The sequence below is a fragment of the Streptomyces sp. NPDC048825 genome (assembly GCF_043198355.1).
Taxonomy (GTDB): Bacteria; Actinomycetota; Actinomycetes; order Streptomycetales; family Streptomycetaceae; genus Streptomyces; species Streptomyces xiangluensis.
Genome location: NZ_JBICUR010000001.1, coordinates 340,477 through 363,478, shown reverse-complemented (window position 1 = coordinate 363,478; position 23,002 = coordinate 340,477). Strand labels below are relative to the sequence as shown.

General features: G+C 70.1%; 18 protein-coding genes. 13 read left to right on the top strand and 5 right to left on the bottom strand.

Translation table 11 applies throughout. The features are described 5' to 3' along the window. Positions 1 to 62: 62 nt before the first annotated feature. Positions 63 to 605 carry a hypothetical protein gene (locus ACGFNK_RS01645; RefSeq protein WP_393410873.1) on the bottom strand — a complete coding sequence of 181 codons (543 nt, stop codon included), beginning with the start codon at positions 603 to 605 and terminating at the stop codon, positions 63 to 65. A 293-nt stretch (positions 606 to 898) separates the two neighbouring features. Here ACGFNK_RS01645 and ACGFNK_RS01640 point away from each other — a divergent pair, with 293 nt between their 5' ends. From ACGFNK_RS01640 to ACGFNK_RS01615, 6 genes are all read left to right on the top strand, one after another. Further along, positions 899 to 1,507: an NADPH-dependent FMN reductase gene (locus ACGFNK_RS01640; RefSeq protein WP_393410871.1), complete on the top strand. Its 609-nt coding sequence runs from the start codon at positions 899 to 901 to the stop codon at positions 1,505 to 1,507. Between the two features lie 76 nt (positions 1,508 to 1,583). Next, entirely contained in the window at positions 1,584 to 2,264 is a 681-nt protein-coding gene (locus ACGFNK_RS01635) for a Clp protease N-terminal domain-containing protein (RefSeq protein ID WP_393410869.1), read from the top strand. A 98-nt stretch (positions 2,265 to 2,362) separates the two neighbouring features. Beyond that, positions 2,363 to 3,412 carry an LLM class flavin-dependent oxidoreductase gene (locus tag ACGFNK_RS01630; RefSeq protein ID WP_393410867.1) on the top strand — a complete coding sequence of 350 codons (1,050 nt, stop codon included), beginning with the start codon at positions 2,363 to 2,365 and terminating at the stop codon, positions 3,410 to 3,412. A 99-nt stretch (positions 3,413 to 3,511) separates the two neighbouring features. After that, positions 3,512 to 3,838 (top strand): divalent-cation tolerance protein CutA, encoded by a 327-nt coding sequence (cutA, locus tag ACGFNK_RS01625; protein ID WP_393410865.1) that lies wholly within the window; start codon positions 3,512 to 3,514, stop codon positions 3,836 to 3,838. Beyond that, positions 3,835 to 4,251, top strand: a complete 417-nt coding sequence (locus tag ACGFNK_RS01620) for a gamma-glutamylcyclotransferase family protein (RefSeq protein WP_393410863.1) — start codon at positions 3,835 to 3,837, stop codon at positions 4,249 to 4,251. The genes cutA and ACGFNK_RS01620 overlap by 4 nt, the downstream gene beginning before the upstream one ends. Before the next feature lie 130 nt (positions 4,252 to 4,381). After that, on the top strand, positions 4,382 to 4,852 hold the full coding sequence (locus tag ACGFNK_RS01615; protein ID WP_393410861.1) for a DUF6069 family protein: 471 nt from the start codon (positions 4,382 to 4,384) through the stop codon (positions 4,850 to 4,852). Between the two features lie 214 nt (positions 4,853 to 5,066). Here ACGFNK_RS01615 and ACGFNK_RS01610 read toward each other — a convergent pair whose 3' ends face one another. Beyond that, entirely contained in the window at positions 5,067 to 7,235 is a 2,169-nt protein-coding gene (locus ACGFNK_RS01610) for an alpha-galactosidase (protein WP_393410859.1), read from the bottom strand. A 63-nt stretch (positions 7,236 to 7,298) separates the two neighbouring features. Next, on the bottom strand, positions 7,299 to 8,324 hold the full coding sequence (locus ACGFNK_RS01605) for a LacI family DNA-binding transcriptional regulator (RefSeq protein ID WP_393410857.1): 1,026 nt from the start codon (positions 8,322 to 8,324) through the stop codon (positions 7,299 to 7,301). A gap of 191 nt (positions 8,325 to 8,515) precedes the next feature. Between ACGFNK_RS01605 and ACGFNK_RS01600 the strand changes: the two genes are divergently transcribed. After that, a complete protein-coding gene (locus tag ACGFNK_RS01600; RefSeq protein WP_393410855.1) occupies positions 8,516 to 10,975 on the top strand; it encodes a CBM35 domain-containing protein in 2,460 nt (819 codons plus the stop codon). Between the two features lie 123 nt (positions 10,976 to 11,098). On the opposite strand, the gene ACGFNK_RS01595 is transcribed toward ACGFNK_RS01600, so the two are convergent. Then, positions 11,099 to 13,333, bottom strand: coding sequence for a molybdopterin oxidoreductase family protein (locus ACGFNK_RS01595; protein WP_393410853.1), 2,235 nt, complete (start codon positions 13,331 to 13,333; stop codon positions 11,099 to 11,101). A gap of 347 nt (positions 13,334 to 13,680) precedes the next feature. Between ACGFNK_RS01595 and ACGFNK_RS01590 the strand changes: the two genes are divergently transcribed. From ACGFNK_RS01590 to ACGFNK_RS01575, 4 genes are all read left to right on the top strand, one after another. Continuing rightward, positions 13,681 to 15,297: an amino acid adenylation domain-containing protein gene (locus tag ACGFNK_RS01590; RefSeq protein WP_393410851.1), complete on the top strand. Its 1,617-nt coding sequence runs from the start codon at positions 13,681 to 13,683 to the stop codon at positions 15,295 to 15,297. Next, positions 15,297 to 16,625, top strand: a complete 1,329-nt coding sequence (locus ACGFNK_RS01585) for a hypothetical protein (protein WP_393410849.1) — start codon at positions 15,297 to 15,299, stop codon at positions 16,623 to 16,625. Before ACGFNK_RS01590 ends, ACGFNK_RS01585 begins: the two co-directional genes overlap by 1 nt. Positions 16,626 to 16,660: 35 nt before the next feature. Then, entirely contained in the window at positions 16,661 to 17,428 is a 768-nt protein-coding gene (locus ACGFNK_RS01580) for an enoyl-CoA hydratase-related protein (RefSeq protein WP_393410847.1), read from the top strand. A 194-nt stretch (positions 17,429 to 17,622) separates the two neighbouring features. Beyond that, positions 17,623 to 19,269 (top strand): multicopper oxidase family protein, encoded by a 1,647-nt coding sequence (locus ACGFNK_RS01575; protein ID WP_393410845.1) that lies wholly within the window; start codon positions 17,623 to 17,625, stop codon positions 19,267 to 19,269. Positions 19,270 to 19,369: 100 nt separating this feature from the next. On the opposite strand, the gene ACGFNK_RS01570 is transcribed toward ACGFNK_RS01575, so the two are convergent. Continuing rightward, a complete protein-coding gene (locus ACGFNK_RS01570; RefSeq protein ID WP_393412120.1) occupies positions 19,370 to 20,077 on the bottom strand; it encodes a vancomycin high temperature exclusion protein in 708 nt (235 codons plus the stop codon). Positions 20,078 to 20,280: 203 nt separating this feature from the next. Here ACGFNK_RS01570 and ACGFNK_RS01565 point away from each other — a divergent pair, with 203 nt between their 5' ends. After that, the gene (locus ACGFNK_RS01565) at positions 20,281 to 21,183 is read left to right on the top strand and encodes a sirohydrochlorin chelatase (protein ID WP_393410843.1); all 903 of its coding nucleotides are present in this window, start codon (positions 20,281 to 20,283) and stop codon (positions 21,181 to 21,183) included. A 283-nt stretch (positions 21,184 to 21,466) separates the two neighbouring features. Further along, a complete protein-coding gene (locus tag ACGFNK_RS01560; protein ID WP_393410841.1) occupies positions 21,467 to 22,819 on the top strand; it encodes a deoxyguanosinetriphosphate triphosphohydrolase in 1,353 nt (450 codons plus the stop codon). Positions 22,820 to 23,002: the final 183 nt, after the last annotated feature.

Genomic DNA, 23,002 nt, shown 5'->3' with positions numbered 1-23,002 from the left:
CGAGGGGCGTCGGACCCGGAGGGGGAGGGGACCGCGGTACCGGTGGACAGCGGAGGTGTCCGTCAGGTCCCGTCGCCTCTCGCCCGGCGAAGCAGGAGCCAGGTACCGCCCGCGACGGCGACGGCGAGCGCCGCCACTCCCGCCGCGGTCTGCACGGGGCCGGGGCCGACCGCGCCACCGACCCCCGTCTTCACGCTTCCTCTCGGGTGCACCGGTTCGCCGACGCCCTTCTCGGCTCCCTCCGCCTGGGCCAGCGCGACCCTCAGGTCCCCCGACAGCCGCATACCGCTGGAACAGCGCGCGACGATCTCGTACGTTCCCGGCTGCGCGGACGGCGGCACCCGGAACCGCCCGACCGCGTTCCGCTCGTGCGCGCTGGGCGTCAGTGTGAAGGCGCCCGCGCCCACCGCGCCCGCGTCCCCCGTCATCGAGCCGTCCGCACCGCACTGAGCCGTGTTCACCATGACCTCGGCGCCGGGTGCGACGGTCGACGGATACACCTCCAGCGGCCCGGTGTCCTCGCCGAACGCATACGCGGGCGCGACGGGGAGGCCCGCGGCGGCGACGGCCAGCGCGGTACCGGTCAGCAGACGGCCTGTGCGCATCGTGCTCGCTCCTCCACCTCGGTCGCATCCCTCTCCTGTCGAGGTAAGTGGCAGTCCGTCCGACACGCCTCCTGATGATGCGTCAGAACGGGTGTCGGATGGCTGCGTCGACTGACGTGACGGGCGACGTTTCGGCAGGTCACGGGCGTACGAGCAAAAAGAATTCGCGGGGCGTGGGGCGCGGGTGTGAACGGGTGACCGGCCCTCGTGGGCGACGGGCCTGGCGGGGGGTCCAGTCGTGTGGCACGGCCAGGACTTGACCTCAACTTTGATTGAGGTATGAGCCTGTCCTCATGAACTCCGCTACTGACCAACCCATCACCGACGCACCCATCCATGTCGCCCTGATCATCGGCAGCAACCGTGAGGGCCGCTTCGGACCTGTGGTCGCCGAATGGCTGCTGAGCCGGATCCGCGAGCGCGACGACATGGAGGTCGATGTCGTCGACGCCGCCGACGTGCGACTGCCGACGGCCCTGTCCTACTCGCCGTCCGCCGAGGTGACCGGCGAGCTCGCCAAGGTCACGCCGAAGCTCGCCGACGCCGATGCCTTCGTGGTCCTCACGCCCGAGTACAACCACTCGTTCCCGGCGCCCCTGAAGAACCTCATCGACTGGCACTACACCGAGTGGCGCGCCAAGCCCGTCGCCTTCGTCTCGTACGGCGGACTCTCCGGCGGCCTCCGCGCCGTCGAGCACCTCCGGCAGGTCTTCGCCGAACTTCACGCCGTCACCGTCCGCGACACGGTCTCCTTCCACAACGCGGGCGCCCACTTCGACGACGAGGGCCGCCACCGGGATCCGGCGGCTCCGGAAGCCGCAGCGAAAGGGATGCTGGGCCAACTGGTGTGGTGGGGAAGGACGTTGAAGGAAGCGAAGGAGGTTCGGCCGTACGCGGGGTGACGAGTTTCCGCCCCTCGTTCCGCTGAAGAGGCAAGTGCGCCTTGACAATTCCCAACTGTCAAGGCGCACTTGCCTCATGACTCTTCCAGACCTGGACGAACTCATCGCGGAAGTCGACCGCACCTGCGACACCGCACACCGACCCGGCGGCGCGGCGGAGCAGCCCGACTGGCTCGCCCTGCTGACCGTGGCCGCGCAGCTTTCCGGCCAACTGCAGGCCCTGGCAGATGACTTGGTCGAGGACTATGTCGAGCACTGCCGGATGCACGGCTGCTCGTGGACCGACATCGGCGCTGCCCTGGGCGTGACCCGGCAGGCGGTGCAGCAGCGCTTTCACGCACCCCACAAGCGATACGCCCCCGAGACGATGACCGACGATCTCCGCGAGGCGATGACCCACGTCAAGCGGGCCGCGGTGCAGCACCGCAACAACTACATAGGCACCGAGCACCTGTTGTGGGGCCTGACCGCGAAGCCCAACAACGCCACCCGGCTCCTCGAGGCGTCCGGTGTCGCCCCCGACGTCGTACACCGCTCCGTCGAGGCCCACTTGAGCATGGGCGCCTCACAAGCCGCCGAACGGATCGCCTGGACTCCCTACTCCCGCAAGGCCATCGCACTGGCGGAAGAACAAGCGGGCTCCGGCCTCATCGACTGCGACCACCTGCTGACAGGCCTCAGCCGGGTCGGCCGCGGGGTGGCGGCGACGGTACTGACGGAGGCGGGCTTCACGATGGCGGCACCGGGCGAGGGATAGCCAACTGGCTTGAAAAGGCTGGACAGTTGGGCCCCGTTTTCCCATCCTCGTGGGGTCACCCGTACTGACCGCCGTCCCCTCTTCGGAAGGTGACATTTGTGAAGTTCAGCTACGCCATGCTCCCCGACTACCCTCTCGCGGAGTCCCTGGAGTCCATCAGGCTCGCCGACGAACTCGGCTTCCATGCCTGCTACGCCGCCGACGAGACCTGGCACAAGGACCTGTGGCTGCTCTTCGCCGCGGCCGCCGGGCAGACCAGCCGAATCCGCCTGGGCCCGAGCGTCTCCCCGGTAACCCTCCGCGAACCGACCCTGATCGCCCAGGCCGTGGCCACACTCGACGAACTGTCCGACGGACGCGCGGAGGCCGTGCTCTCCAGCGGCAACTTCGGGCTGCTGGCCCAGTACAAGATCGACTGGGCCCGCACCCGCCCACTGTCCCGGGTCAAGGAGGCGCTTCATGTGGTGCGCACGCTGCTGGACGAGGGGACGATCTCCTACGACGGCGAATTCTTCTCGTACGAAGGCCTGTTCACGTTCGCGCGACCGGTCCAGAGCCGGGTGCCGCTGAAGCTCGGTGCGATGCGCGGACCCAAGTCCTTCGAGGCGGCGGGGGAGTTGTCCGACGGCTGCCACCATGCGCTGAGCTACACCCGCGAGGCGTACGAGTACGCGGTGCGGCACATCCGGGCCGGAGCGGAGCGCGCCGGCAAGGACTGGCAGTCCCTGGACATCGGCGCCTGGGTCGTCTTCGCGACCGGCCCCGACTCCGCCGCCGCCAAGGACGCGGCACGCAGCATGGTCGGCATCTACGCCTCCTCGATGCCCGAGGAGCAGCTACGCCGCAACGGCGTCGACCCGACCGAACTCAAACCGATCATCGACGCCATCGCCGCCGGCGACCTGGCCCGCGGCATCGAACTGACGACGCCGGAGATAGCCGAGCGCCTCTCCATAGCGGGCACCCCCGAAGAATGCCGCGACAAAATCCAACGAGAGATCGCCCCCACCGGCGTCAACCACATGATCTGCGCCATCACCGACCGCACCCTGGTCAAGGCCTTCACCGGCCGCGACCTCACGGAGGTGGCCGACGTGAACACCCAGCTCCGCCTGATCCACGACGGGATCATGCCGGCCTTTGGTTGATTGAGCACTCTGGGCGCTCACCGTGCGAGGGGCCGCCCGCTCAGTCTTCAGTCAGGACCGGTGAGAATTGTTCTGTGGCGCCTGGAAAGGAGATCAATCATGGCCATGCCCGACTGGCTCACCGTCCTGACCACGACCGACGCCCCGGAGAAGGCGGACGCCCTCGCGCGCGGCGCGGTCGCGGCGCGCGTCGCCGCCTGCGCGCAGATCTCCGGGCCGGTGACGTCCGTCTACCGGTGGAAGGGAGAGATCGAGACCGCGTCCGAGTGGCAGGTGCTCTTCAAGACCACGGACACGCGGTACGCGGAGCTGGAGGCGTATCTGCGCGAGGCGCACGACTATGACACGCCGGAGATCATCGCCACGCCGGTGGTGCGGGGGAGTGCGGCGTATCTGGAGTGGCTGGAGCAGGAGACGGCGGGGTGAGCCGTCTGCCCATCTTCGTGTACGGGACGCTGCGGCCCGGAGAGCCCAATCACGATCTCTTCCTCCTCGGGCGCACCATTTCCGAGGTGCCCGGGCGGTTGAAGGGGGCGGTGCTGTACGAGGGACCCGGTTATCCGTATGCCGTGGATGAGCCCGGGGGCGTGGTCTGCGGCGAGCTCATCACTTCCTTGCCCGAGCAGTACGGCCAACTCCTCCTCGCCCTCGACCGGTTGGAGGACTACGCGCCCGGAGATCCAGCCAACCTGTACGAGCGCGTAGCTCGGGACGTGGCGCTCGCGGACGGTACGAGTGTCCAGGCCTGGGTGTACGTGGCTGCGCCTTCGGTGGCGGCTCGGCTGCGGGCGCGCGGCAAGCTCATTGAGGGAGGGGACTGGCGGGGACGGGGTTGTTGAGGTCGGTCTTTCTTTCCCCAAGCCCACCCTTCTGAAAAAGTCCCCCGTCACCGCTCAGTTCTGTGGCGCTCCTCGGTCTACATCTACGAAAGGCCCACCAACGCCCGTACGACAAACAGGAGTCAGAGCCATGACCGTGACCACGCCCCAGACGCAGACCATCGCCCCGTCCTCCCCCTCCTCGACCCGGTCCCTCGCCACGCGGCCCGTGTGGCTGGTCGGTGTTCTGGCCACGCTCGCCGGGGCCGTTGTGACCGAGGTGTTCGCGCTGATCGTTCGCGGCGCCGGCGTACCGATGGAGGCGGCCAGTCCAGGAGCCAAGGAGGCCGCGGAGATTCCGGTGGGCGGCTTTGCCGGAGGCGTGGTGTTCTGGTCGATCGCCGGGATCGTCCTCGCGATGGTTCTCGCCCGCTGGGCCAAGCGGCCCGCCCGTACCTTCGTGGTGGTCACCGTCGCACTGACCGCACTGTCCCTCGCCGGTCCGGCCGTCGCCCCGCACACCGCCACGTCCACGCAGGTTGTCCTGGCCGTGTCCCACGTGGTCGCCGCCGCCGTGATCATTCCCGTACTGGCCCGGCGACTCGCCCACCACCGCCGGTGACGGATCAGGCAGCCCCTCCCACCCGTAGTCGCACCCTCGGAATCGGCCGAGGGTGCGACTACGGGTGGGAGGGGTTCTTTTCCCCAGCCCCACCCCTTCCCGAAACTGGGGGCTGCCGCCCCCAGGCCCCCACAGGGGGCGGGTGGTGACAGGTCGTGTCTCGACTGCGCGACCAGCCACCCACCAACCCGCACCCGACAACGAACCCACCCGCTCATCCCCCGGAAGCAACCCGGACCAACAGCACCCCCGGAGCCACCGGCAACACCACCCGCAGCGCCCCCGACTCCCCGTCCCACTCCGCCGTACCGGCCGACGCCGACGGATGCAGGACCTCCACCCGCACGCCGTCGCGGCCGGCCAAGTGCGGCAAAGGCAATGTCCGTTCGGCGGCCTCGCCACCCCGGCGCCACACCGACAGATACGTCACCCCGGTATCCGGCACGCGCATCCCCAACGCCACCCACTCATCCGTCCACCCCGGCAATCCGAGCGGCCAGAACGCCACCCCCTCCCGCAGATCCGCCCGGATCGACTTGTACGTCGCCACAGCGTCCCGTACCAGCGACAGCTGCCCCGCCGACATCCGATCAAGATGCCCTGACAGATGCACCCGCCCCAGCAACGCCGTACCCAACGTGAAGTTGATCTCGTCGTCCGAGAACTCGGGCTGGGGATACGCCCACACCGCCCCCTGCTCCGGCGGCACAGCCGTAGGCGCCGCCGCCGCGATCGGCGGATAGCGGAGCAGATCCTGCTGGTCGGACGTGGACTGCAGCTGAGCCACCGCCAGGGACGCGCCGTCCATGCGCATACCACCGGACGCGCAGTTCTCGATCACCAGCGACGGGTGGCGGTCCAGCACAGACGACAGCCACGACAGCCACGCCCGTGTATGCGAGAGCAACCGCGGCACGGACGTGGTGATGTTGTAGTCCAGCTTCAGATAGCCCACATCCCACTCACCCACGATCCGATCCACCGTCCGGTCGAGATGGGCGCGGGCCGCAGGATGCGTCAGGTCCAGCTGATGGCGGCCCTGTTCGGTGACCCGCGCACCGCCCTCGTGGCGCAGAAACGCCTCGTCCGGCAGTTCGCGCGCCACAGCGCTGCGGACGCCCACGACCTCCGGCTCCAGCCACAGCCCCGGCACCATCCCGCGCGAGCGGATACGGTCGAGCACCGCGCCGAGCCCCCCGCCGGGAAAGCGCCCGGAGGACGGCAGCCAGGCGCCGACGCTGTCCCACCAGCCCGCGGAGTCGTCGTACCAGCCGGCGTCGATGCAGAAGTACTCCGCACCGGCCGAGGCCGCCGCGTCGATCAGCGGCAGCAGCTTCTCGGTGGTCGGGTCGCCCATCAACGTGTTCATGTAGTCGTTGAAGATGACGGGGAGCCGTTCGTGGTCGGAGTGCGGGCGGCGGACGAGACGGCGGTACGTCGTCAGCGCGGCCAGCGCTCCGTCGAAGCAGGTGCCGAGGGCCAGCGCCACCCACTCGCTGCTGAACTCCTCGCCGGACTCGAGGACTTCACGCCAGCCGTGCTCGTCCGAGTTCGGGCCGCCGAGCGTCAGATACGTGTGCCCGCCGGCTTCCCCCGCCTCCCAGGACCAGCTCGCCGCGGACTCGATCTGCCACAGCCAACTGCGTTCGTCCGTACGGTGGCTGAGGGCGCCCATCGCCAAATGCCCGTCGGTGGGCCAGCTGCCCCGCCCGGCGAGGCGCACCGCGGCCCGGCTGTCGTGCTCGTGGACATCCCGGCCGATGTCGGGCACGGCCGCCCGCTGCGGCTCGGCGTACCAACGGCACTCGGCGAGCCAGTCGTTGCGCGCCCGGAACACGAGCAGGTCGTCGGGGGAGGGCAGAGCGCCCAGCAGCAGACTGCTGACCGAGCGCAGGGTGACCGGCGCTGAGCCGTCGTTGCGGAGCCGTACCCGGGAGCGCAGCACAGGCACCCCGTCGGGCGAGGCGTACTCCGCGAACACCATCAACTCGCTTGCTGAATCGTGGAGTTCGACCGTCAGACGATGCCAGCCGTCGTTGTACGTGGCGTCGTGTGCCCGGTACCTCAGCCGCGGCCCGAGCGCCGTCCCCGTGAACCGCGGTCCCGAGAACCCCGTACCCTCACCGGCCGGCACGACGTCGACCAGCGGCAAGGCGGCGCGGACCTCGGCATCCTCATCCTTCGGCTCCGGATCGCCCGGCCGCGCCACCCGCAGCAGCCGAGGCGAGTCCCCGCCGGCACCGGCGGCCCAGGCGGCCCCGCTTGGCCCACCGGTCCCACCCACCCCGCTGACCCCGCCGATCCCGCCGAAATCGAAGTCGACAGCGAGGCCCGAATGTCCCCAGCGATAGTGCCGTGCGCCGTTGTCGTGCTCTTGCGTCACTCATTCCCCCCGCGATAGCCCTGATGACTCATGCCCTGATGCCGTGATCCCAAAGTCAACAAGTCAACCGGTACCCGGGCCACCCGGCCCCGAACTCTCCCGCACGATCAGCTCCGGCTCCGCGCAAGGCTCCTGCCCCGGAGCCGACGGATCCAGCAGACGATGCAGCAGGCCGAAACACGTACGCCCGAGCCCCTCGAAGTCCAGCCGCACCGTGGTCAGCGCCGGAGCGAGATACGCGGACGCGGGCGTGTCGTCGAAGCCCACGACGCTCAGCTCGTCCGGCACCCGGCGCCCCGCCTCCCGTGCCGCCCGCAGCATCCCGAGCGCCAGGTCGTCGTTGCCGCACAGTACGGCGGTGGCGTCGGGGTGGCGATCCAGCAGCGTGCGCGCCGCCAGGTGACCGGAGCGCGGCGTCCAGCCGCCCTCGACCGGCGTGGGGGCGTCAACTCCCGCTTCCCGCAGGGCGTCCAGCCAGCCTTCCGTCCGCTGGGCCGTGCGTGCCGTGGACGACGGGAGTGCGAGGCAGTGCACGGTGCGATGGCCCAGGCCGAGCAGATGGCGGGTGGCGCGGGTGGCGGCGAGGCGGTCGTCGAGCCATACGTGCCGGGGGTCCGGGTCGTCGCCCGGTGGCCGCTCGACCAGCGCCGTCACCGGTACGTCCGCAGGCAGCAGCTCCAGCGCGCGGGCGCCCGCCGCGTCGAAGGCGATGACGATCACGGGCTCGCCCGGGCGTACCAGCCGGGCCCGCAACTCCTCGGCGTCCGGGGCCGCGTGCCGGTCGAGCACGCTGATCGAGACCGCGAAGCCCGCCGTGCGCGCGGCCTCCTCGATGCCACGCAGGGCCGTCGCATTGCCGTACAGCGAGGTGTCGGAGGTGAGCACGGTCAGCGAGCGGACCGCCTTGCCGGCGAGTTCACGCGCGGCCCGGTTGGGCCGGTAGCCGAGTTCGCCGATCGCGGCCTGCACCCGCCGTCGGGTGGCTTCGGCGACGCGTTCGTTGCCGTTGATGACGCGCGAGACGGTCTGGTACGAGACGCCGGCCGCGCGGGCGACGTCCCGGATGGTCGGCTCCTGAAGGCTCCTCATGTGAACGGTCACTCCACTGTTAATGCTGCAACAGGTGTTGACAGATGGTACTGCGGCGGGAGAATCATGCGCTGATGTGACCGTTCACACAAGAGTCCAGGAGCCGATGGATGACTCGGAGAACGCGCACGACACGAGGGACCGGACGATGGACCACGACGGTCCTCACGCTCGCACTGATGGGAGGGGCCATGTCGGCGGCACAGATGTCCGCGGCCCAGGGGGCGGAACGGGCGGCGCCCCGCCTTTCCGTCGACCTCGCCGACTCCGAGGGGCCGGTGATGCGCGGCGCGAACGGCGCGCTGTACGGGCTCAGCGACGACGGGGTGCCCAGCGACGCAGCGCTGGAGCCCCTGAAGGTCACCAGCATCTCGCAGAAGCCGGAGGGCGGTGCCCAGCACCCCAATGGCGACGCGATCACCGTCTCCAAGTCGTTCTTCCGCAACGGCGGCGGCGAGATCAACGTGATGATGCAGGACATCTACGCCAAGTGGCCGTACGAGGACCTCGGCATCGCCGACTACCTCCCCAAGGTCGACAAGATCGTCAAGGAGGTGTCGGCCGCCCCCGACAGCGATCGCTTCGTCTACATCCCGTTCAACGAGCCCGACCAGATCTGGTACAACCTCGGCGTCTCCGACCAGGCGACGTACGAGAAGAACCGCGACCGGTTCTTCCAGGACTGGAAGACGGTGTACCAGCGGATCCGCGCGATCGACCCGGACGCCAGGATCGCGGGCCCGAACGAAGCCGCGTACCACACACGCCTGTTGACGGACTTCCTCGCCTTCGCCAAGCGGGAGAACGTACTGCCCCAGATCATGACCTGGCACGAGCTCGGCTCCGGCTCGCTGCGGGACTTCCAGGGGCACTACGACAACTACCGGGCGATCGAGCGCGAGTTGGGGATCGCACCGCTGAAGATCAACATCGATGAGTACGCCAACCGCCGTGATCTGTCCGTGCCGGGGCAACTCGTGCAGTGGATCTCGATGCTCGAACGCAACAAGGTGTACGGCAACATGGCCTACTGGGACGCCGCCGGCAATCTCAGCGGCCATGTGGTGCGCTCCAACATCCCCAACGGCGGCTGGTGGCTGTTCCGTTGGTACGCGGGTCTGACCGGCGACACCGTCAAGGTGACACCGCCGCAGGCCAACACCATCGACACGCTCCAGGGTCTCGCCTCGTACGACACGAATCGCCGCCAGGCGCAGGTGGTCCTCGGCGGCGCGGCGGGCGACGCGGACGTCGTCGTCAAGAGCGTCGACCGGCGGGTCTTCGGTCGCTCGGTCACCGCGACCGTGGCGGAGGCGGCCTGGTCCGGGTACGAGGGCGGGCACCCGGCGCCGCACGTGCTCAAGCGCGTGAAGCTGAACGTGGCCTCCGACGGCACGGTCACCGTTCCGCTCACCGGCATGCGGAAGATGTCGGCGTACCGCGTCGTCATCACCCCGGCCGGGTCCGGGACGCCGGCCACGCCGTCCGTCCCCTGGTCGGCGTCGTACGAGGCGGAGGACGCGGCGATCACCGGCGGCCAGGTCTACACCCAGGGCACGGTCTCCAACGCCAACGGGTACGCCGCCTCCGGCACCAAGGACGTCGGCTCGCTCAACACCGCCTCCAGCAAGGTCGACTTCACGGTCTCGGTGCCGCGCACGGGGACGTACGACCTGGGGATCCTGTACGGCAACCAGAGCGGGACGCCCGCCACACAGAAGCTCTCCGTGGACGGCGGCACGGCGACGACGGTGACGTATCCCTCGACGGAGAACTGGACGTACCGCGCCCTGAAGACCGTCCCCGTCTCCCTCACGGCGGGCAGCCACACGCTGACGCTGGCCAAGGACGGCAAGGAGGTGACGCTGGACCGCGTCGACCTGACGGCGAGCAGCACGCCTTCGGCGCAGTACGAGGCGACGCTCGCGGACATCTCGGGCAAGCCGGCGTACGGCTACGGGAGTTCGGCCGGCACCGGGACGGGAACTCTGCGGCTCGGCTCCGGCGACAAGGCGGTCTTCGACGTGTACGCGCCGCGTGACGGCTACTACACGCTGACCTCGCGGGCCTCGGCGGCCGTGAAGCTGTCCCTGCACGGCCAGTCGGTGACGGCACCGCCCGACCGGGCGCTCCGGCTGTATCTGGTCGCGGGCAACAACCGTGTGACGGCGACCGGTTCGGGCGTCGGGCTGCGCTCGCTGGACGTGTCGGGAACGGGTTCGTCCTCGGGCACGCTCGGGTACGAGGGCGGCGACGCGACCCTGGCCGGCGGAGCGCGCCTGGAGTCCTCGTCCTACGCCTCGGCGGGCTCGTACATCGGCTGGCTGGGCAACTCCGCTGCCAGTACGGCCCAGTTCGCGGTCGACGCCCCCAAGGCGGGCCGCTACATCCTGCTCATCTCGTACGCCAACAACGACCGCCGCGACAACGGCCACGCCTACAACACGGACATCGTGTCCCGCACGGCGGACGTCACGGTCGGCGGCACGACCAGGAAGGTGACCTTCAAGAACACCTGGAGCTGGGACGACTACTGGACGCTCGGCGTCCCGGTCGACCTGACGAAGGGCACGAACACGGTGACGTTCGGCAACGCCACCGCATGGGCGCCGAACATCGACAGGGTTGAACTGGCGCCTGTTCTGGACTAGTTGGGGCCGCACCGCGGGAGATGCAGTTCTGAGCTGCGGGTGCGTTGTGGCTGGTCGCGCAGTTCCCCGCGCCCCTGAAGGAAGGGCTGAGGCCTCCTTCAGGGGCGCGGGACTGCACGCCCGCTAGCTCGCCCGCTCCACGCGTACCGCGCACGCCTTGAACTCCGGCATGCGGGAGGTCGGGTCGAGGGCAGGGTTGGTCAGTGTGTTGGCCCGGCCCTCGCCCGGCCAGTGGAAGGGCATGAAGACCGTGTCCGGGCGGATGGAGGTGGTGATCCGCGCGGGCGCGGTCGCGCGTCCGCGCCGGGAGACGACGGCCAGCGGGTCGCCCTCCTTGGCACCGAGCCGCTCGGCGAGCCTCGGGTGCAGTTCCACGAAGGGGCCGGGGGCGGCGGCGTTCAGCTCGTCCACCCGGCGCGTCTGGGCCCCGGACTGGTACTGGGCCACGACCCGCCCGGTGGTCAGAAGCACCGGGTACTCGCCATCGGGCTCCTCGGCGAGCGGCCGATGCGTCACGGGGGCGAACCGGGCGCGGCCGTCGGGGGTGGCGAAACGGTCGAGGAAGAGGCGGGGCGTGCCGGGGTGGACGTCGGCCGTGGCCGTCGGCTCGGCCGCCTCGCTCGCGGGGTCGTCCGGCCCGAGGTCCAGCGCTGCGTCCTCGCCGTCCTGTGCCGTGGCGTCTGCGGCGCCGGGCAGCGGCTTCCCTGCCGCGGGCGCGGGGGTGCCGGCGCCCGCCTGCTGAGCCTCAGGAGCCTCCGCCGGGCAAGGCCAGAACACCCCGTTCTCCTCGATGAGCCGACGGTATGTGATCCCCGAGTAGTCCGCGGGCCCGCCCGCGCTCGCCCGGCGCAGCTCCTCGAAGATCTCCTCCGCGTCCGTCGGGAAGCCCTTCTCCACGCCCAGGCGGGCAGCCAGTTCGTGCATGATCTCCAGGTCGCTGCGTATGCCCTCCGGCGGAGTGATCGCGCGCCGCCGCAGCAGCACCCGGCCCTCCAGGTTGGTCATCGTCCCTGTCTCCTCGGCCCACTGCGTCACCGGCAGTACGACATCCGCCAGGGCCGCCGTTTCCGAAAGGACCACGTCACAAACGGCCAGGAAATCAAGCGACTTGATGCGTTCCTCGATGTGCGCGGCGCGTGGCGCCGACACCACCGGGTTCGAGGCCATCAGCAGTAGGGCGCGGATGTCCGTACCGAGGGCGTCAAGCAGCTCGTACGCGCTGCGTCCCGGACCCGGCAGCGAGTCCGGGTCCACGCCCCAGACCTCGGCCACATGGCGGCGGGCCGCCGGGTCGTCGAGCTTGCGGTAGCCGGGCAGCTGGTCGGCCTTCTGACCGTGTTCACGGCCGCCCTGCCCGTTGCCCTGCCCGGTCAGACAGCCGTAGCCGGACAGCGGGCGCCCCGCACGGCCCGTCGCCAGGCACAGGTTGATCCACGCGCCCACCGTGTCCGTACCCTTGGACTGCTGCTCGGGCCCGCGCGCGGTGAGCACCATCGCGGACTCCGGCTCGCAGAACAGCCGTACCGTCTCCCGGAGTTGAGGCACGGACACCCCCGTGATCCGCTCCACCAGCTCCGGCCAGTGCGCCATCGCTGCGGCCCGCGCCTCCTCCCAGCCGCTCGTACGCTCCTGGATGTACGCCTCGTCCGTACGCCCCTCCGCCACGACCAGATGAAGCAGGCCGAGCGCCAGGGCAAGATCCGTACCCGGGCGGGGGGCGAGGTGCAGGTCCGCCTGCTCGGCGGTGCGCGTGCGGCGCGGGTCGATGACGATCAGCTTGCCGCCGTTGGCCTTGAGCTCGGTGAGATAGCGCAGCGCGGGCGGCATCGTCTCGACGAGGTTCGAGCCGACGAGGATGACGCAGCCCGTCTTCGGGATGTCCTCCATCGGGAACGGCAGCCCCCGGTCCAGGCCGAACGCCTTGATCCCGCCGGCCGCCGCGGACGACATGCAGAAGCGTCCGTTGTAGTCGATCTGCGAGGTGCCGAGCACGATGCGGGCGAATTTCCCGAGCGTGTACGCCTTCTCGTTGGTCAGCCCGCCGCCGCCGAATACCCCGCACGCGTCCGGGCCATGCTCCGTACGCGTGCGGGACAGCGCCTCGGTGATCCGGCCGAGCGCCTCGTCCCAGGTGGCGGGCTCCAGGACACCGTCGTTCCGGACGAGGGGTGAGGTCAGGCGGACGCTCGATGACAGCACCGCGGGCGCGGTGCGGCCCTTGCCGCACAGCGCGCCACGGTTCACCGGGAAGTCCGGCCGCTCGACCACCGCGACGCCCCCGTCCTGCTCGGGCGTGAGATTCATCCCGCACTGCAGGGCGCAGTACGGGCAGTGGGTGGGCGTCACGGTGTTCTGCATACCGTCCAGCGTGCGTCGCACGTGTTACGCACCGCAACGCCTCTCGTTACACGGCAGGCACGGGGACCTCCCCGTGGGGGCTCCGGCGGCGTGAGGCGCCACAAGCGCCGCGCGTGAGGTTCCTGTCATCTGCCTGTTCGGAAGCTGTCGATGTGCTGTCAGTTCAGTCATGTGACTGGTTTTGCCAGTGACGCGGACCACATTGAACGTTGAAGCTATTGGAGCCGCCACCGCGCACGGACGGTGCGGCCATGCACCTCCGCACGGTGTTCGGCATTTCGACGCAAAGAAAGCGTTCAGTCGCCCGAGGCACCTTCTCCCCACACAGCACAGGAGGTCTGTGAAGCATGCCCCTGAGCCATCTGTCCCCCCAAGACAGGGCCCTGTTCTGGCAGTTCGGCCAAGGTCCTGAAGTCCCCGTCCCCGACCCCCTCGTCCACCACGCCGTCGAACGGCGGGCCGCCGCCACGCCACACGCCGTCGCCGCCGAGCACCAGGGCACGACGATCACGTACGCCGAGCTGAACCGTCGTGCCGACCGGCTCGCGGCCAGGCTCGTACGGGAGGGCGTAAGGCCCGGCGATCACGTCGGCCTCTTCGTACGCCGCTCCATCCCGATGCTCGTCGGACTGCTCGGCACGCTGAAGGCCGGCGCCGCGTACGTCCCGCAGGACATCGGTCTCACCCCCACCGCACAGTTACGGCACGTCATCCGTACGGCCGGAACGCGGGTCGTCCTCACTCAGACAGAGCACACGCTGCGGGTGCCTCTGCCTGACACCGGACACCGGCTGATCACGCTCGACGACGATCTGGCCAACCTCTCCACGGAAGGGCCGGTCCGGCTCGAGCGGCCTGTACACCCCGACGACGGGTGCTACGTCCTGTTCACCTCCGGCACGACCGGCAAGCCCAACGGCGTGAAGGTCACCCACCGCAACGTCGCGAACATCCTCCTCACCGAGCCCGGTGACCTGGGCATCCGCCCCGGTGACCGGGTCGCCCAGCTCCTCAACATCGCCTTCGACATGGCCGCCTGGGAGATCCTCGGCTGCCTCGCCCACGGCGGCACGCTCGTCGTCCGCGGCAAGGACGTCGCGGCGGCGGCCCGCACGGCGGACGTGCTGATCGCGACGCCGACAGTGCTGTCCGGTATCGACCCGGCGAGCTGCCCCCATGTGCGGACGGTGGCGGTCGCGGGGGAGCCGTGCCCGCGCCCGCTCGCGGACGCCTGGGCCCGGCGGTCCGCGTTCCACAACTCCTGCGGGCCGACGGAGACGACGATCGTCAACACGATGCGGCGCCACCACGTGGACGACCCGCTGCTCACGATCGGCCGCCCCACCCCCAACAACACGGTGTACGTCCTCGACGAGCACCGGCGTGCGCTGCCCATCGGGGAGACAGGCGAGATGTGGGCCGGCGGTGACTGCGTATCGGCGGGCTACCTGAACAACGAGGCGCTGAACGCCGAGCGGTACGCCCCCGACCCCTTCCTCGGCGGCGGACACCGGATGTTCCGTACCCGCGACCTCGGCCGCTGGACGCCCGACGGCGAACTCGAGCATCTCGGTCGTACCGACGACCAGGTCAAGGTCCGCGGCTTCCGCGTGGAACTCGACTCCGTCTCCTCAGTGCTGGAGTCGGTGGCGGGCTGCTCCCGCGCCGTCACGCTCAAGCGGGACGCCCGCAGCCTGATCTCCTTCGTCTGCCCGGCCGACGTCGACCCGGACACGGCCCGGCGCGCGGTGGCCGACGCACTGCCGTACTACTGCGTGCCGGCCACGGTCCTCCCGGTGGCCGCGCTGCCGGAGACGGACCGGGGCAAGGTCGACCGGGCGGCGCTGCTGCGGCTGGCGACGGAACGGGAGGAGGCCGCGCGGGAGGCCGCGCGGGCGGCGACGGTTCATGGCGAGGGAGCACCCCTGCTGCGGGTGTCGGCGGTGCGAGAGGGGGCGGCCTGATGACGTCGTCCGTGGAGACCTCGTCCGCTGAGGCCTCATCCGTCGAGGTGGGAGGCGCCACGCACGAAGCGCCTCCCGCCCCTCCCGCGGCTCTCGCCGAACTCCCTCCGCTCACGTCCGCGCCCCGTCGCCTCCTCAAGCACCCCCGCCTGATGCACTACAACCGCCTGGCGGCCCTGGTGCTGCTCGCCAACCTCGGATTGCTGGCGGCGAGTTGGGTCCCGAGCGGCCAAACCATCGGCTACGCGTCCCTCGCGAACCTCGCGCTCGCCGTGGTCGTACGCCAGCAGTACGTCATCAACCTCTTCTTCCGGCTGGCGACCTGGGCTCCGACGAGCTGGCCGCTGAAGGTGCGGTGGACGCTCGGGAAGGTGTACCACTTCGGCGGACTGCACGTGGGCGGGGCACTGGCCGGAGCGGTGTGGTTCCTTGCGGGGGCGGTCGTGGTGACCGTCGACGGCGCCAACGTGCCGCTTGTCACCGTGAGTTGGACACTCGTTGCCCTGCTCGTCGTCATCGTCGCAACCGCCCTGCCGCCCTTCCGCTCCCGCTTCCACGACCACTTCGAAAAGATCCACCGCTTCGGCGGCTGGAGCGCCCTCGCACTGTTCTGGACGCATACGCTGCTGGGCGCGCAGGGGCCGGTCGCCCTCGGGGTGCTGGCCGTGGTCACCTTCAGCGTCGCCCTGCCCTGGCTGCGGCTCCGCAAGGTGAACGTACGGATCGAACGGCCTTCCACGCACGTCGCGTTGGCCCGTTTCGATCACGGCGTGACCCCTTTCGCGGGGTCGTCCACCGCCATCAGCCGCAGCCCGCTCACCGAGTGGCACTCCTTCGCCAACGTGCCCTCACCCGGCGAACCCGGCTTCCGGCTGACCATCTCCCGCGCGGGGGACTGGACGGGCTCGTTCATCGACGACGCGCCCCCGAAGGTCTGGGTCAAGGGCATCACCACGGCCGGGGTCGCCAATATCGAGACCCTGTTCAGCAAGGTGATCTACGTCGCCACCGGCAGCGGTATCGGTCCCTGCCTGCCGCATCTGCTGGCCGCCGAGGTGCCCTCACGGCTCGTGTGGGCGACGCGTGATCCCCGCAGGACCTATGGCGACGACCTGGTCGACGAGATCCTCGCCGTCCAGCCGAACGCGCTGGTCTGGGACACCGCACAGCACGGCAAACCGGACATGGTGCGGCTCGCGTACACCGCGTACCGCGGCTTCGGTGCCGAAGCTGTCATCTGCATCTCCAACAAGAAGCTGACCTGGCAGGTCGTTCACGGTCTCGAGCGGCGCGGCATTCCCGCGTACGGCGCGATCTGGGACTCGTAACAGACCATCAGGAGAGAAGGAGAGAGGGAGAGTCGATGAACACCCTCAAGATCGAACGCCATGACCGCGTGGTCACCGTACGACTCCACCGGCCGCACGTCCTGAACGCCCTCAGCAGCGAGCTGCTGGCCGAACTCCTCGACGTACTCCGTCCATTGGACCGCGACCCGGATGTCGGCTGCTTCGTCCTCACCGGTTCGGAGAAAGTCTTCGCGGCCGGTGCCGACATCAAGGAGATGGCCGGGAAGTCGGCCGTGGACATGGCCGCGGAGGACTACTTCGCGGGCTGGGAGGAGTTCGCCGGATTCCGTACGCCGAAGATCGCGGCCGTCAACGGTTATGCGCTGGGCGGCGGTTGCGAACTCGCGATGATGTGCGACCTGATCATCGCGGGCGAGTCGGCGGTCTTCGGCCAGCCGGAGATCAAGCTCGGCGTGATCCCCGGCATCGGCGGCACCCAGCGGCTGACCCGCCTGGTCGGCCGTGCCAAGGCCATGGACCTGATCCTCACGGGCCGCACGATGGACGCCGGTGAGGCGGAGGCTTCGGGCCTGGTGTCGCGGGTGGTCCCGGACGACCGCGTCCTCACCGAGGCCACGGAAGCCGCCGCGACCGTCGCCTCCTACGGCCGCCCGGCCGTCACGGCGGCCCGCGAGTCGGTCGACCGGGCCCTGGAGACCGGCCTGCGTGACGGGCTTCTTTTCGAACGACGTGTGTTCCATGCGCTGTTCACGACGGAGGACCAGAGGGAGGGGATGAGCGCGTTCATGGAGAAGAGGGCGCCTGTTTTCCAGGGGCGTTGACGGGAGGACGGGGTGAGTTGACCCGGTGAGGGGGGTGAGCTGATCCGGTGAGCGGGGGCGGCGGACGGGGGTTCTCGTCCGCCGCCCCTCGTCGTGTGGGGGTTGTGAGTCCGTGCCCCGTAGGGGGAGGACCGGGGTCGGATCAGGGCGGTGCCCGGATGTCCGGGGTGCCCTCGGACCGAGATCGTCGAGACATGACGAAATCGGGGACGAGGACGACAGGGGCGGCAGGGCCGGTGGGCGGCAGCGGCGAGGGGAGTGCGGCCGGGAAAGCGGACAGGAAGAAGGCCGGGAAGAAGAAGGGGCGCCGTACTCTCACGCGGGTTCTGGTCACCCTTGGCACGGTCGTGGCCGTTCTGCTCGCCGCGTTCGGTGGATGGTTGGCGTGGCTGTGGACCAGCGCCGATACCAGCACGGTCGGCAAGGGCTCCTTCGGCAATGAGCTCGCCATCCCGCCGCTCGCCGAACCCAGCCGGGTCAAGGCGGACGGCACCAAGGTCTTCGACCTCGAAATGCGCGCGGGCGAGAAGGAGTTCAGGCCCGGGAAGCGGACCAGAACCTGGGGATTCAACGGCGACCACCTCGGACCCACCCTGCGTGCCGAACGCGGGGACAAGGTCGAGGTCAGGGTGCGTAACACGCTTGACGAGTCGTCGACCGTGCATTGGCACGGAATGCACCTGCCCGCGCGGATGGACGGCGGTCCGCATCAGATGGTGCGGCCGGGGGCCACGTGGACGCCGTACTGGAAGATCGACCAGCCCGCCGCCACTCTCTGGTACCACCCGCATCCCCACGGCCGGACCGAGCAGCACGTCCAGCGCGGCCTCGCCGGGATGTTCCTCCTCGACGACGACAAGTCCGCCGCCCTGCCGCTGCCGAAGAAGTACGGCGTGGACGATCTGCCCGTCATCGTGCAGGACGTCAAGTTCGACGGAGCCCAGTTCGATCACGGGCGCGGCCTGATGCAGAACGTCGGCTTCCTCGGCGACCGCACCATGGTCAACGGCACCCTCGACCCGCACCGAGAGGTACGGGACGAACTGGTGCGGCTGCGGCTGCTCAACGCCTCAACGGCCCGGACATACTCCTTCGGCTTCGACGACAACCGCCGCTACACACAGACAGCGACCGACGGCGGCCTCCTGGAACGCCCCGTGCAGACGGAGCGGCTTCAGCTCTCACCGGGGGAGCGTGCCGAGATCGTCGTACGGATGCGGGCCGACGAGCGCACCACCCTGCGCAGCTTCCCGCAGAACAACTACGGGGACGCCTGGAACACCCGCTTCGGCGGGGCCGACGACTCCTTCGACATCCTGCAACTACGGGCCGCGGAGACGCTCCGCCCCTCGCCCGCACTGCCGCAGAAACTGGGTGAACTGGAGGTGCCGGACGGTTCGGACGCCGTGCGCGCCCGGCACTTCGACCTGAAGAAGTCCGGGATCAACGGACGCAAGATGGCCATGGACCGAATAGACGAGACGGTCACCAGGGGCACCACCGAGACCTGGACCGTGCGCAACACCAACGGCATGCCGCACAACTTCCACGTCCACGATGTGCAGTTCCGCGTCCTGGAGGTGAACGGAAAGACCCCGCCCCCGCATCTGCGGGGCGCCAAGGACACCGTCTTCCTGCCGAACGGTACGACGATGAAGCTGGCGCTGCGCTTCGAGGGCCCGGCCGACCCGGACACCCCGTACATGTACCACTGCCATCTCCTCTACCACGAGGACGAGGGCATGATGGGCCAGTTCGCGGTGGTCGAGAAGGGCCAGCGGGCCGGGCAGCCGGACGCAGGTGGAGCCGATGGTGGACGTGACGCGCACGCGGGACATTGATTGACGTGCGGCCATGACGACCGGGACCACTGGCACACCGGGACCACTGGGGCGATTGGGCTGGGTCGACGGAGGACGACTGCGGGGAGCGGCGCCTCTGCTACTCCGCCGCGGCCAGGGCCCGCGACACCCCCGGCTCCTTCGGACCCAGGAACATGGGATCGGGCTCGAACACCGCCTCCGTCGCCGCCTTGCTCGCCGCGAAGACTTCCCGGACGGCGCCGTAGTACCAGGTTCCGTCACGCCGGTCGCCCTGTGCCGGGACGCCGTACGACGTGACGCCGGCCTGCTGGCACAGGGCGACCGCACGGCGGATGTGGAAGCCCTGGCTGATGAGCACGGCCTCGTCGACGCCGAAGATCTTCTTGGCGCGGACGCAGGAGTCCCAGGTGTCGAAGCCGGCGTAGTCGCTGACGATGCGCCGGTCGGGGACGCCGCGCTCGGTGAGGTAGGTGCGCATGCTGTCGGGCTCGTCGTAGTCTTCGCGGCTGTTGTCGCCGGTGACCAGGACGACCTCGATACGGCCCGACCGGTACAGCTCGGCCGCCGCGTCCAGGCGGTGGGCGAGGTACGGGGAGGGCTCCGCGCCCCGCAGTCCGGCGCCGAACACCATCGCCACCTCGGTCCGCGGCACGTCCCGGGTGGTCCGCAGCCGATCGTCCGCCGCAAGGAACAGCCACGTCGAGGGGAGCAGCGCCAGTACGCACCCGAGTATCACCAGCTGCACGGCCCGCCGCTGTCCGGCACGGGTGCGCGGCAACCGCGGTCTCAGCAGCGGAAAGAGGCGCAGCAGCCGCGGTCGAAGCATCCGCAGCTTGCCCAGCCTCAGGTGGCGCATCCGGTTTCCTCCCAGGTCAGTGGCCTTGTCGAAGGGGACGCCAGGAACGGTGATCCGGTTCTCCGGCGGCCCCGGGCCACCTCACGACCCCCCGCCCCCCACCGTGAACCCCTGGAAAACACCCGTCATTCCCGCGCAACGGGGCGGCAACGTCGAACCGCCACCATCAGTTCATGACGGCGTCGAACCTTCCTCGCGACGAGTCCACCACACGCCCCGGTGGCCAGCAGCTCCGGGCCGCTCACCTCGACAGTACGGCGCAACTCATGAACCGGATCACGAGCCAGCTCGGCAGCCAGCTCAGCCTCGTCTCGCGCGACGGGACGCGGCGTTCCGCGGCGCCCGCGCTCGTCCTCGTGGGCCACGGCAGCCGTGACCCGCGGGCGCTGAGCACCATCCGTGCCCTCATCGAGAAGGTCCGCGAGCTGCGCCCCTCACTGCCCGTGCACCTCGGCCACATCGAGCTGAACGAGCCCCTGCTGCCCGACACGCTCGCCTCCCTCGGCACCGGTGACGCGGTCCTCGTACCGCTGCTGCTCAGCCGCGGCTACCACGTCAAGCAGGACATCCCCGAAGCGGCGGCCGCCTCGTCGGCGAACACCCGGGTCGCCGCGCCGCTCGGCCCGCACCCGCTGCTCGTGGAGACGCTGTACGCGCGGCTCGTCGAAGCCGGCTGGCGGACGCGGATGAGTGAGACCGCCCGCCGCAGCAGCGGGATCGTGCTGGCCGCCGCCGGTTCCCGGGACCCCGACGCGGCCGTCGACACCCGCCGCACCGCCGAGCTGCTGGCCGAGCGCCTCGGGGTGCCCGTCGTCCCGGCGTACGCCTCCGCCGCCGCGCCCACCGTCCCGGATGCCGTCCGCGCACTCGCCGCCCGTGGCCGCCACCGGGTCGCGATCGCCTCGTACTTCACCGCCCCCGGCCGCTTCTCCACCGAGTGTGCCGAGGCGGCCCCCTGGATAGCCGCGGCTCCGCTCGGCGCGCACCCGGCGATGGCCCGCCTGGTCCTGCAGCGCTACGACCAGGCCGTCGCCGCCCCCGCAGCCACCCCGGAGCGTCGACTGGCCTCGGCCTGATACCGCAACAGGTGGCCCTGGCCTGGCTGTTGCAACGCATTCCCGCCAGGGTCCTCCTCCCCGGCACCTCTTCCCGGTCCCACCTGCGCGCGAGAACATCGCCGCGGCGGAACTGAGCTGCCGGACGACGCGATCGCGGAACTCGACACGATCGGCCGCCCAGAAGTGGGGGAAGCGACAAGCCACCGACAACCCGCATTCGCAAGCGATCAACCCGGCAGATGAGTAGGCGCCCCGCATCCGGCAGCGCCCATTTGTCACTGCCGACGCTTAATGTCGAGACATGGAAGGCACCGCACCCGCCCAGCCGTACGAGAACCACCTCCCGCCCTCTGGCTACGACCCGACGTCAGTCGACCGTTGGGCCGGCGAGCCCGACAAACGCCCCGGCCGCACCGCCTTCCAGCGCGACCGCGCCCGCGTGCTGCACTCCGCCGCACTGCGCCGCCTCGCGGGCAAGACCCAGGTCGTCACGCCCGGCACCCTCCCCCACTCTCGGCTTCGCTCGAGCGGGGGGACCCCCATCGAGGCCTGGGACGCCAGCCCCCGTACGCGGCTGACGCACTCCCTGGAATGCGCCCAGGTCGGCCGCGAGCTGGGCGCCGCCCTCGGCTGCGACCCGGACCTCGTCGAGGCGGCCTGCCTCTCGCACGACCTGGGCCACCCGCCCTTCGGGCACAACGGCGAACAGGCCCTGAACGAGTTCGCAAAGGACTGCGGCGGTTTCGAGGGCAACGCGCAGTCACTGCGGCTGCTGACGCGCATCGAGCCCAAGCGCTTCCAAAGAAGCGAAGAAACAGGCGACCTCGTCAGTGTCGGCCTCAATCTCACCCGCGCGGCCCTCGACGCCGCCACCAAGTACCCCTGGCCGCGCGGCGCCCACCCCACCGATCCCGCGTCACGGAAGTTCGGGGTCTACGACGACGACCGGCCGGTCTTCGACTGGGTCCGCAAGGGCGCCCCCGACCACCGCATCTGCTTCGAGGCCCAGGTCATGGACTGGTCCGACGACGTGGCGTACTCCGTGCACGACGTCGAGGACGGACTGCACGCCGGCCATATCGACCCCGGCTGCCTGTACGCGGAGCCCGAGCGGCAGTCGGTCTTCGCGGTGGCGATCGGCCGGTACGTACCCGCTGACACCGACCCCGCCGAGCTGGCCGAGGCCCTCGACCGGCTGCTTGACCAGGAGTGGTGGCCGCACGGCTACGACGGATCGGCCGTAGCGCAGGCCCGCCTGAAGGACGCAACGAGCCAGCTCATCGGCCGTTTCTGCCTCGCCGCGGAGGCCGCAACCCGGGCGGCGTACGGCACGGGGCGGCTCACGCGGTACGCCGCCGAGCTGGTCGTACCGAGAAGTGCCCGCCTGGAGTGCGCGGTCCTCAAGGCGGTCGCCGACCGGTACGTCATGCAGCGAGCCGAGCAGGAGCGACTGCGCGCCGACCAGCGGATCGTGGTCGCCGAACTCGCCGAGGCGCTCACGGCCCGCGCACCCGACGGCCTGGACCCGCAGTTCCGCGCCCTGTTCGACGAGGCCTCGGACGACAGAGCCCGCAAGCGCGTGCTCGTCGACCAGATCGCCTCGCTGACGGACGCGTCGGCGCGGTCGCTGAATGCGCGGCTGACGGCGGGCTGAACTGTTTTCAGCCCCCCGCGGCGGAGCCGCAAATTGATACACCGGGAAGGGGCGGGCTTGGGGAAGAAAGCCCGCCGCAGGCGACACCCGAACGTGACCCTCTGTGGCCTGATCGGGCCACTACCTCTTCCCGCACCACGCTGCGTGCGGGAGGCTCACATGTGGCGGCACCATTACGAGGAG

Bases quoted from the DNA above. Each gene is read 5' to 3' on its own strand.
- ACGFNK_RS01635 (WP_393410869.1), top strand. From the start codon at position 1,584: ATGACTCTTCCAGACCTGGACGAACTCATCGCGGAAGTCGACCGCACC.
- cutA (WP_393410865.1), top strand. From the start codon at position 3,512: ATGGCCATGCCCGACTGGCTCACCGTCCTGACCACGACCGACGCCCCG.
- ACGFNK_RS01580 (WP_393410847.1), top strand. From the start codon at position 16,661: ATGAACACCCTCAAGATCGAACGCCATGACCGCGTGGTCACCGTACGA.
- ACGFNK_RS01640 (WP_393410871.1), top strand. From the start codon at position 899: ATGAACTCCGCTACTGACCAACCCATCACCGACGCACCCATCCATGTC.
- ACGFNK_RS01615 (WP_393410861.1), top strand. From the start codon at position 4,382: ATGACCGTGACCACGCCCCAGACGCAGACCATCGCCCCGTCCTCCCCC.
- ACGFNK_RS01575 (WP_393410845.1), top strand. From the start codon at position 17,623: ATGACGAAATCGGGGACGAGGACGACAGGGGCGGCAGGGCCGGTGGGC.
- ACGFNK_RS01600 (WP_393410855.1), top strand. From the start codon at position 8,516: ATGTCGGCGGCACAGATGTCCGCGGCCCAGGGGGCGGAACGGGCGGCG.
- ACGFNK_RS01645 (WP_393410873.1), bottom strand. From the start codon at position 605: ATGCGCACAGGCCGTCTGCTGACCGGTACCGCGCTGGCCGTCGCCGCC.
- ACGFNK_RS01560 (WP_393410841.1), top strand. From the start codon at position 21,467: ATGGAAGGCACCGCACCCGCCCAGCCGTACGAGAACCACCTCCCGCCC.
- ACGFNK_RS01595 (WP_393410853.1), bottom strand. From the start codon at position 13,333: ATGCAGAACACCGTGACGCCCACCCACTGCCCGTACTGCGCCCTGCAG.
- ACGFNK_RS01565 (WP_393410843.1), top strand. From the start codon at position 20,281: ATGACGGCGTCGAACCTTCCTCGCGACGAGTCCACCACACGCCCCGGT.
- ACGFNK_RS01570 (WP_393412120.1), bottom strand. From the start codon at position 20,077: ATGCTTCGACCGCGGCTGCTGCGCCTCTTTCCGCTGCTGAGACCGCGG.
- ACGFNK_RS01585 (WP_393410849.1), top strand. From the start codon at position 15,297: ATGACGTCGTCCGTGGAGACCTCGTCCGCTGAGGCCTCATCCGTCGAG.
- ACGFNK_RS01605 (WP_393410857.1), bottom strand. From the start codon at position 8,324: ATGAGGAGCCTTCAGGAGCCGACCATCCGGGACGTCGCCCGCGCGGCC.
- ACGFNK_RS01590 (WP_393410851.1), top strand. From the start codon at position 13,681: ATGCCCCTGAGCCATCTGTCCCCCCAAGACAGGGCCCTGTTCTGGCAG.